Below are 16,018 nucleotides of genomic sequence, written 5' to 3'. Positions count from 1 at the left end.
AATCAAACTATTTGATTATTAAGTTCACCTAGGCCTTCAATTGAGGTGCGTAGTGAATCACCAGGTTTAAGAAATCTTTCAGGTTTTTGATGAAATCCACAGCCGGGGAATGTTCCGCAAAAAATTAAATCACCAGGTTTTAGCATCATGCTTTGACTAAGATGCCACACTAGCCAATCTGGTGGGAATATGTACTCATTTAAGGAACTATCTTGCATTAATTCATCATTTACCCAGCACTTAATTTGGCGATCTAGGTTGAAATCTGGGCTTAGGCTTTTGAAATCTATGTTGTGCGGAGCAAAGCCTGGGAATGATTTGCCTTTAATCCATTGGCCTCCTCCGTTTCCCTGCCACCATCGATCTGATATGTCATTACCAACACCCCAGCTTTGGATTACTTCCCTAGCTGCTAATGTATCAACTAAGTTAAACGCACTTTTACCTAACTTAAGCACTAGTTCAGCTTCCCAATCTACTTGGCGATTTTGCTGATTAATTTTTATTGGTGAATTCGGTCCTGTTAAAGCTGTTGTTGATTTACTAGCTAAAAGAGGCAGATGATCTTCGTCTTCGTTCAGAACTTTGGTTTGGATTGAACCTGTTAAAGAAATATGGTTGTGGCCAATGCAGTAAACATTGGTTGTTTCATGATTCTGCATTGTTTCCATGGATTTTTTGTTTGGCGTTTTTAATACTTAGCTTTGAAAGTCTACGATAATATCTTGATTAACTAAGTGGCTGATAAGTGAGATTGTTTCAGAGTGTTTGAGGCCGTGAGTAAAGCCCTCCTGTAGAAGTGATGCAATAGTGTGTGTGCCATCACAATTTTGCAGCAATTGCGCTGTTGTATCGCTAATGCTTTCTACGCATACATTTTGACTGGAGTTGGCAAAAATAATATATTTTTGCGGCTTGTCTAATGTTTTTACTGCTTGTCTTGGCGCTTTTTGTTTAGTTACTTCTCTTAGGGCTACTAGATTTATCAGGGAGCTGCAAATTACTGTGCCCCGTTCCAAGCGTGGGCGAGCCCATAGGTGTGAGCGATGCAAGAGTAGCCTTTGTAGTTCTTCTTGGCACAGGAGGCGCCTCCTTGGCGCCAGTAGTGCCCTTGAACATTCCCAATCAAGAAGTGCGGAAGCAATAATTATATGTAGAGGGTTAAAAGTGGCCTCTGCTGGCTGAAGCACGGCGTTAAATAACTCTTCTTTTAGATTATTATTTTTTGATAACTCAAGTGTGAAAAGAAGCCCCGCAAACTCAGCGGCTAAGGCTTGTGGGTCTAGTGGTTCACCAGGTGATTCTGCGTAAAAATGTGATAACAAATGATTAAATGTATCTTCACCAAGCAACCAACGTAATGTTTTAAAGATGTTATGCAGAGGAGCTAAAGTGCGTGATTGGGCCCGTGAAAGATAAATATCTAGTACTTCTGCAGAGTTGGCAAAGCCGTTAGCTGGCACTATATTATTTAGAAGCCAGGATTTATCACCACCGTGTAAAGCTTTGAGGAATTGTTGCTGTAGATGAAGCAGTTCTTTAGACTTCATTGGTTTAGTTTAGAAATTTTTGAAGATTGGATGAAACTTTTTCAACTTCTTTTAGGGTGATTTTTAGAGGGGGCACATCATTCTCCCATTCTAATAGGGTTGGCCATGGTCCAAATGTTTGAACTGCCAGATTGTATAAATCCCATACTTCCGGATGCACAGCTTCTGCGTGATAATCAATCCATACATCTCCAGCTTTATGTTTTTCACGGGAGCAGCCAGCTAAGTGGTAGCTGCGAACGCTATTTGCTCGCACCCTGAGGAGTGAAGCTGCAGGATCCTCGGCAAAGTTCTTGGAGTTAGCCCAGAGATTGTTGATATCAAGGAGAACAAAAGCACCGGTTCGTTCTGTGAGTTGATTTAGAAAGCTGATCTCATCGATTGTGGAATTTTTGAAACGCATATAATTGCTAATATTTTCTAAATGTAGCGGAGCACCGATCGTTTCCTGAACAAGTAATACACGTTCAACTAGATATTCCAGCGACTCTTCTGTGAATATAATGGGCAGCAAATCATGAAAATGATGATGCGATAATGAACTCCAGGAAAGATGATCTGAAAAGAATGCTTTGGGATGATTCGCTAGAAGTTCTTTAACAAGTTCTAAATATGATTTATCAAGGGGGGCAACTGAACCTAGGGAAAGACCAAAGCCATGGAATGTAACTTGATAGTGGCTAATAAGATCAATTAATTTTTGGTGATATGGACCACCTGGTTCTTGGATTAGATGCTCAGGATGTACCTGCAAGAAATCCAATGGCGGCCGCTGCTCCCAGAGTTCATTAGCGTTTTCGTGGCAAAGATTAAGACCAACGCCACTGCACATTTGAGGAATTTTTTCTAGCGATTCAGAGGTGTTGTTAGAAGAAGCCACTTTTGGAAACCTCCGTTCCGCTAATGAGCTGTAGCCATTCTAGCGAAACCCGATTGAAAAGGTTTTGGGCTTCTTGAAAATTGTTTAGTATCGGTGCTGATCCTATGGAATTGCTCATTTCGGCAAACCTATCCTGTTCGCCTTCAAATCCTAAACCAAAGTTTCCAACTACGTTTGCGCTTGTAGCCCATTGGGAATTTGTCCATTCTGATGCGGCAGAGAGGTATGCAACTCTAAATAAATCATTGCCATTACTACTCTGGAGCATTCTTAGTGGGATAAGCGATGGATTAAGGGAAGAATTTACAGCGGTTTGCCAACCGGTTATTTCATCTTTAGTTGCATTCCTTCCCCATAGGGTTTTAGCCGTTGTTTCTACAATTGATGCAATCGGAACTGTGTTTAGTGCGCCACCAAAATGCATTTGTGTTTCTGTTCTCCCCGTGGGGGTTGAGATAAAATTTAGAGTAAATTCGTCGGCCGTTTGATTATCAGCAAGAATTGCTTTGTTTGCCCAAAATGCTGAACCAGTTGGTTCAGGGCTCTCGCCAAAATAGGCCCAGTATGCCATGTTTACTAAATTGAATCTCTCCTTTAATCCTTCCGGCTGCATTTTTTTCAGGCCGATAAGATCTTCACTATTAACTAGGTTAATACCATCCACACCAATCGCTAATTGGTCTGCGCTGTCTACAAGTATTGCTGATGTGGATTTGGTTCCATTCACTCCATTCCCTTGGGCAAATACGAAAGTATTTCCATCCTGAGTGCCGCTCACTAAAAGGCCGCCATTTGCCATGGCCCCACCAAATAATGGTGTGATACTTACCCCTGGCCCATTGGGGGCAACGGAAGCGAGGTTGATATCTACAATATGAACAGGGAGAAGCTTTCCTGGTTGCAGATTAGTGATTACATCATCGGCAGTTTTTGGTGCACGATTAGCGCCACTGTTACTGTGGTGGGGAGCCGCGCTGGGAATTGTGCTGCCACTATTGCCATGATTGGAATGATCATTCTCTATTGGTTCTGAAGTTGCAATGAAATGGCCTGCTTCTAATTGAAGTGTATAAGTAGTTGCATCTCCGCCTTTCTTCTGAGCTGTGAGTAGAAAATTTTCAAGTGCTATTTGTCCGTATAAGTTGAAACCTGAGCTAAGGCTGAGATCCTCAGCTTGTGCCAATGTTGGATCGGATATGAGTGCATCAGCAAGAATTGCTTGGTTGGGAAAATAGCCACCTTCAAAACTTCCTGTTTGCAGTGTTAGGCTAAGAGCTGCTCCATCAAGCAGAGTAACTCTTGCTCCTGCTTCAGTGGCGTAGGCCATGGCGATGTCGCTGAAGTTATCAAGATTGAAGTCTCCAACTGCCATACTTACTTGATTAACAGTTAGCCCTTTACGTGGTTCTAGCAATCCGCCGTGGTGAGGCAAGCTATCCCATGGTTTAAAACGAAATAAGGGCAGCCAGTTAAGAGCATCATCAGGTGATGTCCACCCTGCTAATTCAAAGTTGTGAATTGAAACTAGATCTCCATTACTCTTTACAAAACCACCAGTGATAAGGTCTCGAGCATCATCACCAGTTACATCATCAGCAAATACCCATGGTGCTAATCCTGTGATTGGATAGGGATCGAATGTTGATAGGGTTACACTTTTGCCATTCTTAAGAAGTGCTGCTCCATCCATTACTCTTACTTGTCCAGATCCTTTGCTTGCAATCGTAATTTCTTGGATAAAATCTCCGGTTAGATCACCAACTGTTGTGCGCTCTGGTTGCGCAACTTGTGATGCTTCCCATCTCAGTTTTTTAGACGAGAAGTTCTCTGCCAACAAAACATCAGTGCTCCAATTAAAACTTCCATTTGTGCCTGTAGTACCTTTTGCATCTAGATTATCTGCTGGCAGTAACCAGCTGGAATCAGTATTTTCAATCACCATTATTGCCTGCATCATGCCTGCATCTTCATGGGGGAGAATATGGCAGTGAAAAACGTAGGTTCCTAAGTAATCCTGGAATAGCATCCTAATAGTTTGATCATTTGCCCCAAATGTTGCAAGGTTACCAACTTTGTTGGGATCTTGCGCTTCGGCTATCTCATGGAACGATCCCCGCAGCGGTTTTGCACTAATGAGACCGATTTCATTGCCAGCAGCATTTTTGGATGTATTGTAATATTTAAAACCAGACGAATTAAGCATTGTTACGTCTTCCAGGACGTTTTTATTGGTTAATTCTGTGTCACTATTTAGTGTTTGATAGTCGTTGATGTGAATGTGAAAAGGATGGCCGATATATTTTTCTGCATTATTAACACTCCAGTTTCTTAATGTCCATTCTTCTATGGTTCCTAATTGTGCAATTGTTAGGTTGCCATTAGGGAAAACATGATCATTTATTAGGAATGGGTTGTTATAACCTAGCCAATTTTCAACTCCAGGGTCGCCAACTGGAAGTGCTGTGTAGCGTTGATAGGTTTGCTGGTTAGCTGCCGTGTACTGCGCAAGCAGTTCTTGAGTAGCTGGATCCCAATCATCGGAGGGGCCCACAAGTGTGCCTTTAGCCCAGTTGAATTGTCGGTTGCGTATTGGTTCCCACAGGGGCTTGCCTTTTAAATCTTGTTCAAACAGATTTATACTTGGAACGCTATTTGAATTGTATTCTTCCGGACGTGTTTCGGGAGTGATTTTTTGTACTGATATGCCTGCATTGGCGCTGGCAATAGCATCATTTTGTTGTGCCGCACTCAAGGGTATTACAGGCGCATTTACTTGGAATATCGCCAACGGACCGGCACCTGTACCGGAGGTGTTAATTCCTTTAACTGTTGGCGTATTCGAGCTGATTAGATCTGGATAGCCACCCATGTTTGAGTTATTATATGTTTTTGTTAATCCGCTATCTGTTGTTTGTGTGAATGAATATGTTGAGGCAATTTGTGTTGTTCCCTGTGGAAGATAAACCAAGGCGTCAAGCCGTTTGCCTGGGGGTAATGAAAGAAGATTAGGCTGCTGGGCGTAGCTGGTAGATTGGTTTTTGCCACTGGTTCCAAGCGTACCAAGGGCAGCAAGTATTTGGGGATACTGATGTCCATCTTCCCCAAAGATATAAATAGGTAGATTAGATATTTTTCCAGTATTACTAGTATTTACAAAGGAAATATTATAGAAAGCTTGGTTTGTTTGATTGCTAAGTGTTATGGCTTGCCAACCGCCTTCCCCTCCATTAACAGTGGGCTGGAATTGCCCGTTTACTGTAACCATCGTCATTTGATTGGAGGATTTACCTGCACCAACACCATCTAGTGATGTGATTACTACTTTTCCAGACTCTTGATCAATTGTGAGATCAATATTTTTAAGAATCGCTAAATTTCGCGGAATATTTTTGAAATTTGGAACTTTGCTCAGGGGATCTCCAAGCTGCAGAAAGCCAGATAGACCGCCATAAACCTGCTGATTTACGGAGGGATGATAATGTGGATGATACCAATAGGAACCAATTCCGTGATCTGAAGGTAAATCTATTTTTGTTGTCCATTCTTGCCCTGTGGTGTATCTACTAACAACATTGTCGCCATATCCATTTGGCGTTGTATGAGATCCATGGAGGTGATAATTAACTGACGTACTTCCGCCAAGCCCATCGCTACTGCTATTTCCATAGCTGCTATTTTTGATTAAAGTTGCTTTTTGAAGTTCTTCAGTAGTTAAACCTGGCACGCTAATTTGGTTCTTAAAATTTAGATTGAGCTTGTTGCCAGGCTGGGCAAAAAGAGTTGGACCTGGATAGCTTGTTCCTAAGCTATTACCTAAAGCATCTAATTCGCTATATGTGTATAGAAATGTGGGATACCATAATGGAGGACTGTTATTGCTATTTGGATCATTTAAAGCATCTAAGTTCTTTTTTAGGGAATTTAAATCATAGGTTGAATTGATTTCTATGTTGCCTTTCCAGTTTTTCCATAAGCCCGCTGGATTGTAATTCGCTATATTCTTAATGTCTGTATAAAAGGAATCTGAGGTTGTACCATTGCTACTCCAGTAGCTATCGCTACTGTTAGCAAATTCCTTTCCAGGCCCCGTATAGCCAATGAAACTGAGCCCCTCCATCGTACGGTTGCGAGGTTGAGATGTCCAACTATTTATATAGGCATTTTTTAATTGGTTGAATGTTGAGTTCGTTTGAGTTGTTGCTAAAAGTTGAGGCAAATAGAAGTTATTTAGATATTGATCTGCTCCAGGAATAGTAATTGAATCTGTACTGATATTTAACTTTGCATTCATGCTCAGTTTTGATGGATCGTTGGTTGTTGATATTATTTTTCTAGATCCAGCTTCATAGGCTAGTCCTTCGGCTAAAATTACATTTGGATTACCGTTGGGGAGCGTAGGGAACAGTCCACCGATTATGTAGTTAAAATCAGTTGTGGGTTTTGTAACTGGTACTTCATTTGAAGGAGTGGATCCTTTGCTTGATTCAGCAAGTTGAATAATGAATTGAAAAAGTAAAGATATGTTGTTCTTAAAAAAACCAGCCTGAACTAAGAAGAAAAGAATTTCGGAAGTCATGAGTTGTTTCCGCTACCTATTCTATTTTACCTAGCATACCAAAAAACGCAACGTTCGCCTCGGGGTTCGAGATTCCAGCCTTGGCTTGAGTAAAAACGCACCGCTTGAGCGTCGGCAAATAGGGTTACCTTTTCAACTTCCATCATTTGTAAGCGTTCAAGTAATACAACCATCATTCCCTTGCCAAGGCCATTGCGTTGATATAGAGGGTGAATTGCTAAATCCCAGATGGTTGCATCAAGCACGCCATCGCCAGTGCAACGGGCAAAACCAATCAATCGAGGTAGGCGCGGGTCATGGCGCCATAAACCAATAACCAATAGGGAATTATCCAGGGCTTTACGAACCCTTCTTTGCGGTCTTCTGCACCAACCCACCGCATCACAAAGTTGCTCTAATTCAATTAAATCAATTTCACGATCAAAGCTAGTTACAAGCCTTAATTTTTCATTGTTAGTTTTTAGCTCACGCCATTGCTCACCATAGAGCTTATCCAGTAATGGTTCGCTGAGTGTTGATTGTTGTGTATTACTGCTGTTCATTTTGCTTTCATTTAGAGGGTTGCCAGGCCCCGTTCCTGCAGGTCGGCCAGTTGGGCATAGAGGCCACCTTGGGCGCGCAGATCAATATGACTGCCTTCTTCAACTACGCGCCCCCGTTTTAGAACCAAGATCCGATCGCTCGCCTCCACCGTTGCTAGGCGATGGGCGATTACAATAGCGGTGCGATTTGTTAATAATCTACTTAGATCATTTTGTAAGGTTGCCTCGGTGCTGGGATCGAGGAAGGCTGTTGCCTCATCCATAACCAACACTGAAGGATTGCGTAGGGCAACCCTTGCGATTGCGAGTAGTTGTCGTTCACCTGAACTTAAATTGCCACCCCGTTCCCTTAGTGATGTATCTAAACCATTAGGTAGTTTTTCCAGCATTGGCGCCAGGCCAAGGTCTTTACAGAGCTGCTCTAATTCATGGCGACTGCATTCAGAATTTAAGGTTAGATTATTGGCAACACTGCCACTAAATAGAAAAGTATCTTGAAGCACAACGCCCAGCCTTTGCCTCAGATCTGGTATCGGTAATTCTCTGATGTCAACCCCGTCTAATAATATGCGACCCTGCTGTTGTTCATATAATCTGCACAGTAAACGAATTACGGTGGTTTTACCAGATCCGGTGGGCCCCACAAGTGCAATGTGCTCACCGGGCTTTATATGTATGTTTATGTTCTCTAGAATCGGTTCATCATCCCTGTAGGCAAAACAAACATCTTCAAATATAACCTCACCTGATTTTGGTTGATCTGATGATATGAATCTTTTTGCTTCTTTTATTTCTAAAGGTGTATCTAGTAATTCACCAATCCGCTCAATTGCTGTTAGGCCAGCTTGAATCTGGGTGAAGCGTTCCGCCAGTTGCCTAAGGGGATCAAATAAGCGTTGCGAGAATAAGATAAAGGTTGTTAACACACCTAAGCCAACGCTTCCCGATGTAACCAGATGTCCGCCAACGGCTAGCACAAGCGCTACTGCTGCTAATGAGATCCATTCAAGTAAAGCTGAGATAGCACTGTCATAAAAGATCGTTCCATCAACTGCCTTGCGATATTTTGCATTTGTTATTGCAAAGCGTTCACTATTAAGTGTTTCCCGCCTAAACATTTGAACAACTTCAAGGCCTTGAAGATTTTCTTGAAGATCTGAATTGAGCTGGCCCAATTCTTCTCTAACTCTGTAATTAGCTTTTCGATAACGCTGTTGAAGGCTTATCACAAGCCAGGTTATGGGGATTTGCAGAAACAGCAACATCAAACCCAGCGGCCGATTGATTGATAGCATTAATGATGCGATTACTACAAAAGTAACCACATCAGCAATTACTCCGATTGCGCCTGAACCAAATACCTCCGCCAGGGCATCTACATCATTTGTTAATCGGGTTATCAATTTACCAACGGGGGTGCGGTCGTGAAAGCGCAGCGATAAATTGAGGGTGTGGCTAAATAAATCAACCCTCAATTGTGAGGTAAGCCGTTGGCCAATGGTTTGCACTAACAAACTTTGACTGCCTTGCAGGGCAAGGCGCACCAACACTGCTATTAGCAATAGGCCGATCAACCAGCGCAGGGCTGAGGCCATTGGCATTGCCTGCAGCCACCACCAGGCCTGTTCACCCCGCAACACGGAAATTGCTTGGCCCACCAATAGTGGTTGCACCGCACTGGCGGCGGCCACTGGTAAAAGGAGGCTTATGGCAAGAAATAACCTGCGTCGATCCCGGGCCAGGTATGGCAACAGGCGTTGCAGCCTACGCAAATCCTTCATTGATTATCAGGATTTTTTGTAGCAATGGCATCTACTAAATCCTGCAGTTGACCATTATCTAGACGCATTGAAAGCGGGTGAGCCACTAATCGGGCCGTACTAAAAAAGAGATCTTCGATGGCTATTAAGCCATTGTCTTTAAGGGTGCGGCCAGTGGCCACAAGGTCTACGATCGCTTCTGATATGCCAGTGAGTGGTCCTAATTCCACAGATCCGGTGAGATGGATAAGGTCGATCGGTAGATCTAATTTTTGAAAATATTCCGATGCGCAGCGGGTGAATTTACTTGCCACCCGGCAATGGGCTGGCAGATCAGCAGCGCGGCGATAGGGGCTATTTTCCTTTACTGCTACGGCCATGCGGCAGCCGCCAAAACCGAGGTCGAGCAGTTGGGCAACGCTTCTTTGTTGTTCTTGCAAAACGTCGTAACCAACCACCCCCAGTTGGGCTTGGCCGTAGGCCACGTAAACGGGCACATCACCATTGCGCACCAGTAGGGCCCTTGCTTTGCCGCAGGCGCTAGGCAGCATCAATTGGCGGTTATTTGGATTGGTGATAGCGCTGAAATCAAGGCCTGCCGCAGCAAAACGGGTTACCGAATCCTTGAGTAGCGCCCCCTTGGGAAGGGCAACCGTGATCATGCCTTGTGTTCACCAAATCAAACTGTAATCACCGGCACCGGCCCATGGCGCCAAACTGCTGCAAGACATGTGGTTGTAATGCTTGAAATCCAGCGCCTAGCTGTGTTGCGCGACAACTACATTTTTGTGTTGATTGGTTCTGCCGGGCGGGCAGCGGTGGTTGATCCAGCCATTGCCTCACCAGTGCTCGAACTACTGGAGAAGCGCAAATTAAGCCTGGAGTTGGTGCTGCACACCCACCACCACAGCGACCATATCGGCGGCACCCCTGAGCTGCTGCAGCACTGGCCTAAGGCCCAGGTGTGGGCTGCTGCTGCTGATCGAGAGCGGATTCCTTTTCAAACCCGTGGCCTAGGGGCTGGTGAGCAATTGGATTTATTTGGTAGGCCATTGCATGTGCTTTCTGTGCCTGGTCACACCAGAGCTCATATCGCTTACTACTTGCCAAGGGTGGGAGAAGCTGGGCCTGAATTATTTTGCGGCGACACCTTATTTGCCGGTGGCTGCGGACGTTTATTTGAAGGAACAGCCGCCCAGATGTGGGCATCTCTGCAGCAATTTGCTGCCCTAGATCCTGATACCCAAGTGTGGTGTGCCCATGAATACACGCAAGCAAATCTGCGATTTGCCCTAAGCCAAGACCCAACGAATCAAGCACTTCAAGAACGTTGGCAACAGGTGCAGGAGCTGCGGGCTAGGAATATGGCAACCGTGCCATCACGGATTGATTTGGAATTGGCAACCAATCCATTTATGCGTTGCAAGGATGCCAGGCTGCAGGCGGCCACGGGTTTTATTGATCCCGTTGAAGTGCTAGCTGAAATTCGCACACGTAAGGATAATTTCTGAAATCTGAACTGCAAGAATAATTGTGTTCTGTTTAAGCAGCCATGGAATTGGATCAAATTGAGGCGGTGCAAACCAATCAGGCACCGTCGCCGGTGGGGCCCTACAACCAAGCGGTAAAAGCAGGTGGAATGCTTTTTTGTTCAGGTCAAATAGCCCTGCACCCAGTCACTGCTGAAATGGTGGGTGCAGGTGATGTGCGGCTTGAAACCAGGCAGGTGTTATCAAACCTGAAAGCTGTTTTAGAGGCTGCCCACTGCAGCGCAGAGCGGGTGGTGCGCACTACTGTATTTCTTGTTGATCTTGCCGATTTTAGTGATGTAAATAGTATTTATGCTGAAATGTTTTCCACTGGTGTGTCCCCAGCTAGGGCTTGCGTTCAAGTGGCAGCTTTGCCTAAAGGAGCTAGGGTTGAAATTGATTGCATTGCTCTTTTGTGATCTTACTAATGTGATCTTACTAATTATCAAGTTGGAAGCTTTTATTTTAACAACACAGCGCCTGTAATTAATGTGCTGTAGGTGATTAGCAATAATATACCTTTATACCAATTCAATGAGTTGGCTTCCGTAAGCCATTGCACCACAAGGGCCGCTCCAAAAAGTGAGGCTAGGGCCTCCGGAGGGAAGGTGAGATGCAAATAATTTTGTAAGGGGATTCCAATTAACACTAAACAAGGTAATACAAATTGGAGCAATTGAACACTTGATTCAACTGTGCTGGTCATTGCTATGTCCATGCGCCCGTTAGTGGCAGCTCTAATGCTAACTATTGCTTCTGGTATGGCTGAGAATAGTGGCAGGATAAACATCCCCACAAGCAGTGGCGTTAGGTGGGAACCTTTTACTAGATATTCTAGGGCATCAACTAAATGATTTGATACCAAGGCCATGGCAATTGTTATAACAACAAGCATTAAAATTATTTTGGCAAAACTAGTTGAATTGCCTAATGTATGATCTGATTCTTTTTGTTTTGGCTTAATAAAAAATGATCTATGGGTGCCTAGTTGTAGAACATAACTCATTAAATATGAGCCAAGAATTAGAACAGCTACAATAATTGAATAGATTGAAAAATTATCCATCTTTTCACTCCCTTCGCTTAGGGGACGCAGGGCATTCAAAAAAAATACGGATGGAATCGATAATAGTGTTACGCTAATAAGCAGTTGATTCGTGCTCAGGGCTCTGCTATGGGCCTGAAGTTCTATATTAAGTTGTTTCCTTCCAGCGATTACTGTTGAAATACCCAATATTAGAAGCGTGTTGGTGATTACAGAGCCGGCGATTCCAATAACTACAAGATTATACAGGCCGCTATTGAGGGCTGTTATGGCAATGATTAATTCCAGTATGTTGCCTAAAGTTATATTTAGTAGGCTGCCGATTCTATCTCCAACTTTGCCGATGAGTTCATCTACTAATTTTGCAGCTTCGTGGGCTAAGGGTATTAAACCTAATCCACAAAGAAGGAAGTATGGCAGGTGCATTGATATATTTTCTGGCGCTGGTAATACCACAGCTAAGGCACTGAAAATCAGAAAATAATTCCAGCTTTTAATCGGCATTGAACGCATCGGCTTGCTTTTTTTATGTTAACCCACTCGATCAATTTTCCTCAAGGGCACTTATTTCAAGCCAGCGCTCTTCACCCTTTGTGATTTGTGAACATAGGCTAGCAAGTTTTGTGGTGATATTTTCAATTTCTTCGTAGTTTGCATTTATTAGTTTTGCCTCAAGGCTCATCTTTTCTAGCTCTAGCATTGGCAGGTTTTTGTCTAATTGATCCAATTCCCTTTGTTCTTTAAAGCTACGCTTGCGCGATTTTGTTTTAGGTGGTTTAACCGTTGTTTGGCTTTTGTTGGCGGTTACTGTTTTTGCGGGTTGTTTTTGTTGATCTTGTGTTTGCTGCTGTTGGTGTTCAAGCCATTCACTGTAATTTCCTTCAAAACGCTCTAATATGCCATTTGCTTGAAAGCAAAATAAGCGATCGATTGTGCGATCTAGAAAATAACGATCGTGTGAAACTATGATTACACACCCTCGAAAATCTTCAATGTAATCCTCTAAAACCCCAAGGGTATGAATATCAAGGTCGTTTGTGGGTTCATCGAGCAGTAAAACATTGGGAGCTGCCATTAGCAATCTGCATAGATGAAGCCTCCGCTTTTCGCCGCCTGATAATTTAGAAACGGGGCTATATTGTTGTGCCGGTGGAAATAAGAAGCGCTCTAGTAGCTGTGAAGCTGATAGGAATTCACCTTGACCCAGATCAATCCTTTCGGCTACTTCTTTGATTACTTCAATTACTTTTAAATTATTTGATAGTTCCTCCGAATGTTGATCAAAACAACCAATCACAACGGTTTCACCCCTCTGAACTAAGCCCCCATCCGGTTCCTGTTTCCCATTTAAAAGATCTAGTAATGTTGATTTACCCACACCATTTGGGCCGATAAATCCCACTCTATCTTCCGGTGAGAAGCTATAGCTAAAATCTTTAATTAATGTGCGATCGCCAATCTGGCGGTGTAGATTTTCAACCTCAATAACTGTTTTACCAAGGCGCCTGCCGGCACTTGCCATTTCAACTTTTGCTTTTACTGGTTTAAATGTTTGTTCTCGCATTTCAGCAATTCGTTGAATGCGGGCTTTTTGCTTTGTGCTTCTAGCCTTAGGGCCGCGTTTTAACCATTCCATTTCGCGGCGCATTACTGAGCGATAGGCCCGTTGCTGGGCTGCATCAGCAATATCTTCTTGGTTTTTTAATTCAAGATAAGCACCATAATTACCAGGATAACGTTTTAAATTACCTGCTTCTAATTCTATTATTGTGTTTGTTACCCTTTCTAGAAAATACCGGTCGTGGGTGATTAGCACTAATGCCCCTGGAAATCGGGCAAGGAATTCTTGTAGCCATTCTGTTGCAAGTGCATCTAAATGGTTTGTTGGTTCATCTAGCAATAGGCCATCGGGTTCTGCTACTAATGCTGCGGCTAAAGCTAAGCGTTTGCGATATCCACCTGAAAGTTCACCCACCTTACGGTTTGGATCATTTATGCCAAGCCGGCTCAGCACTTCATGGCATTGGCGTTCTAATTCCCAGGCATTTAGTTGATCCATGCGGCCGCTAAGGCTGCCAAGTTCTGCTAATAAATTGCTACTTGTTGGATTTTCTTGTAATTGAAGAGTGATGTTTTCATAGCTTTTTACCACTTGCATCTTTTCACCGCTATCGGCAAATACCTGCTCAAGCACCGTGCGATTTGGATCAAGGGTTGGGTTTTGATCCACATAGATCACTTTGCTGCGAGTGTTTATTTGCACGCTGCCGCCACCCGGCGGTTCTAGGCCTGCCATCAATCTCAACAGGGTGGATTTTCCGGAACCATTAGTGCCGATTAGGCCCATCCGTTCCCGTGGGCCAACTTCGAGATTCACCTTGTGGAGCAAGGTTTTTACCCCAAAGTCTTTTGTTACATCCTGGAGGCTGATCAGGGTTTTGCTGCTACTGCCTTGAGCCTGTCATGGTGCGGGGCGATGATGGTGTAGTTACGGCGTTTTGCCATGAAGGTAATTGTTGATTTGTGTGTGGTACCAGTGGGTGTGGGCGTAAACCTTTCCCCTTATATCGCCACCTGTGAGCGGCTGCTAACAGCAGCTGGTTTAAAAATTCAACTCCATCCGAATGGCACTGCTATCGAAGGCGAATGGGATGAGGTGTTTGCTGCGGTGCGTAGTTGCCATGAGCAACTCCATGCCATGGGTTGCCCCCGTTTATTCAGCACTATCCATCTAAATACCAGAGTTGATCGCCAGCAAAGCCTTGAAGATAAGGTGAACAGTGTTGAGCGCTTACTTGATGAGTTGAGTTAGCACCTAGCCTCAGCCTGAACTTTTGGACATCACCATGGAGGTGTTGGAGCTTTTTCCTCGCTATGTGCTCAAAGGCAACCTGGCCCAAACTTTGCTCTCTTCTTTGCAGGTTTTGGCTAAAGAGGTGTTGAAGGCGCCTGAGCGCAGCCCTAATGCCTCCCACAAACTTGCCGGTCAGCTTGCACTGCAGCTTGAACTTGGCCCCCAACAACCAGCTGTGCAGGAGCTCTGCCGCGAGGTGATCTTGCCTGGGTGTGAGCGTTGGATTCGCCATGTGATCGATCGCTTGCCGCCCCAGGGGCGTGGACCCTGGGCTGAGGGGCGCTATGGATTGCAGATGGTTGATTTATGGCTAAATGTGCAGCGCTCGGGTGATTACAACCCAACCCACACCCACGGCGGTAGTTTCTCTGGGGTGATCTTTTTACAGGTTCCGCCCCAGATCAATAGCAATAGTTTTGATGGCCAATTGTGTTTGTATGGCCCTGAGGAATGGCACATCCAAAGCTTTCGCACCGGCATGGCTGAATATGTGTTGCCTGTTCCTGGCGATTTCTACATATTTCCTGCCTGGCAACCCCATTCAGTAGCTCCGTTTCGGGGAGATGGTGAACGTTGGTCTTTAGCCTTTAATGTGATGGCTATACCCAAACGTGTAGATGTAAATCCTGTTACCACAAACGATAACGTGGAACTTTTTAGCGTTCGTAAGCGTCCCCAGGGCTTTTAAACTAGAACTCCAACATCCGTAAGCATCAGGAGCTTCTCGGCCACATTGACGCCATATCGGCCGCTTTTATTCAATATTTGTTATGCCTTCCTACTACCCCACCAGCAACTAGCCGTACGCTGCTCAAGGGGCTAAAGGATCTATGAAAACGCTATTGCTACTAGGCCTGTTGCTGCTGCCATCTACTGCTGCTAGGGCCCAACCAACCAAACTCAACTGCTCTGGTGAAACCACTGTGGAGATGCGCTATTGCGCTGGGTTGCAATTAGAGCAGTCAACAAAAAAGTTAAATAGCAAACTGCCCCCGGCGATTTATCAGCAATGGCAAGAGGCAGCCAAGGCTGCTTGCGCTGCTGCTTACGCACCTTATAAAGACGGCAGTATCTACCCGCAGTTGCTGATTAACTGTAATAACAAGCTGAATCGGGCTTTGCTGAAGGAATTTAAGGGGATGGATCAGTAATTGCGGGATGGGCTTCTTACTGTTTCGAATATCAGCTTGGAAGGCTCAACAATTTCTCGCCCAGTCTCATTGCAGCGCAATCGATTTAAAAATAAAAAAGCCGCATGTGAGATGTTTGGTGAGATGTTTTG

The 16,018-nt window shown here is 44.3% G+C and carries 14 protein-coding genes; 5 read left to right on the top strand and 9 right to left on the bottom strand.

Going from position 1 to position 16,018, the window contains the following annotated elements:
- Positions 1–2: 2 nt before the first annotated feature.
- Genes KBY68_RS05235 through hisG form a run of 7 tightly spaced genes read right to left on the bottom strand, consistent with a single transcriptional unit; the run spans position 3 to position 9,970 of the window.
- Positions 3–671, bottom strand: coding sequence for a fumarylacetoacetate hydrolase family protein (locus KBY68_RS05235; RefSeq protein WP_255096182.1), 669 nt, complete (start codon positions 669–671; stop codon positions 3–5).
- 27 nt (positions 672–698) lie between these two features.
- Entirely contained in the window at positions 699–1,550 is an 852-nt protein-coding gene (locus KBY68_RS05230; RefSeq protein ID WP_255096181.1) for an HvfC/BufC N-terminal domain-containing protein, read from the bottom strand.
- A gap of 4 nt (positions 1,551–1,554) precedes the next feature.
- Positions 1,555–2,430, bottom strand: coding sequence for an MbnB/TglH/ChrH family RiPP precursor modification enzyme (locus KBY68_RS05225; RefSeq protein WP_255096180.1), 876 nt, complete (start codon positions 2,428–2,430; stop codon positions 1,555–1,557).
- Positions 2,417–7,006, bottom strand: coding sequence for a multicopper oxidase family protein (locus KBY68_RS05220; RefSeq protein WP_255096179.1), 4,590 nt, complete (start codon positions 7,004–7,006; stop codon positions 2,417–2,419). Before KBY68_RS05220 ends, KBY68_RS05225 begins: the two co-directional genes overlap by 14 nt.
- Before the next feature lie 26 nt (positions 7,007–7,032).
- Positions 7,033–7,548 (bottom strand): GNAT family N-acetyltransferase, encoded by a 516-nt coding sequence (locus tag KBY68_RS05215; RefSeq protein ID WP_255096178.1) that lies wholly within the window; start codon positions 7,546–7,548, stop codon positions 7,033–7,035.
- A gap of 11 nt (positions 7,549–7,559) precedes the next feature.
- Complete coding sequence (locus KBY68_RS05210; RefSeq protein WP_255096177.1) at positions 7,560–9,329, bottom strand: ABC transporter ATP-binding protein; 1,770 nt, start codon at positions 9,327–9,329, stop codon at positions 7,560–7,562.
- Complete coding sequence (gene hisG, locus KBY68_RS05205) at positions 9,326–9,970, bottom strand: ATP phosphoribosyltransferase (protein WP_255096176.1); 645 nt, start codon at positions 9,968–9,970, stop codon at positions 9,326–9,328. The genes KBY68_RS05210 and hisG overlap by 4 nt, the downstream gene beginning before the upstream one ends.
- Before the next feature lie 78 nt (positions 9,971–10,048).
- Between hisG and gloB the strand changes: the two genes are divergently transcribed.
- A complete protein-coding gene (gene gloB, locus KBY68_RS05200) occupies positions 10,049–10,819 on the top strand; it encodes a hydroxyacylglutathione hydrolase (RefSeq protein WP_255096304.1) in 771 nt (256 codons plus the stop codon).
- Between the two features lie 41 nt (positions 10,820–10,860).
- Positions 10,861–11,256, top strand: coding sequence for a RidA family protein (locus KBY68_RS05195; protein ID WP_255096174.1), 396 nt, complete (start codon positions 10,861–10,863; stop codon positions 11,254–11,256).
- 41 nt (positions 11,257–11,297) lie between these two features.
- On the opposite strand, the gene KBY68_RS05190 is transcribed toward KBY68_RS05195, so the two are convergent.
- Positions 11,298–12,395 carry a calcium:cation antiporter family protein gene (locus KBY68_RS05190; RefSeq protein WP_255096173.1) on the bottom strand — a complete coding sequence of 366 codons (1,098 nt, stop codon included), beginning with the start codon at positions 12,393–12,395 and terminating at the stop codon, positions 11,298–11,300.
- 31 nt (positions 12,396–12,426) lie between these two features.
- Complete coding sequence (locus KBY68_RS05185) at positions 12,427–14,271, bottom strand: ABC-F family ATP-binding cassette domain-containing protein (protein WP_255096172.1); 1,845 nt, start codon at positions 14,269–14,271, stop codon at positions 12,427–12,429.
- A 114-nt stretch (positions 14,272–14,385) separates the two neighbouring features.
- Here KBY68_RS05185 and KBY68_RS05180 point away from each other — a divergent pair, with 114 nt between their 5' ends.
- The 3 genes from KBY68_RS05180 (at position 14,386) to KBY68_RS05170 (ending at position 15,887) form a co-directional block, all read left to right on the top strand.
- Complete coding sequence (locus KBY68_RS05180) at positions 14,386–14,694, top strand: MTH1187 family thiamine-binding protein (protein ID WP_255096171.1); 309 nt, start codon at positions 14,386–14,388, stop codon at positions 14,692–14,694.
- 34 nt (positions 14,695–14,728) lie between these two features.
- A complete protein-coding gene (locus KBY68_RS05175) occupies positions 14,729–15,424 on the top strand; it encodes a putative 2OG-Fe(II) oxygenase (RefSeq protein WP_255096303.1) in 696 nt (231 codons plus the stop codon).
- Positions 15,425–15,566: 142 nt separating this feature from the next.
- Entirely contained in the window at positions 15,567–15,887 is a 321-nt protein-coding gene (locus KBY68_RS05170; RefSeq protein WP_255096170.1) for a lysozyme inhibitor LprI family protein, read from the top strand.
- Positions 15,888–16,018 lie beyond the last annotated feature (131 nt).

This window comes from Synechococcus lacustris Maggiore-St4-Slac (genome assembly GCF_024345595.1).
Classification (GTDB): Bacteria; Cyanobacteriota; Cyanobacteriia; order PCC-6307; family Cyanobiaceae; genus Synechococcus_D; species Synechococcus_D lacustris.
The sequence above is the reverse complement of the archived record's forward strand: the minus strand, read 5'-3'. Positions and strand labels throughout refer to the sequence as shown.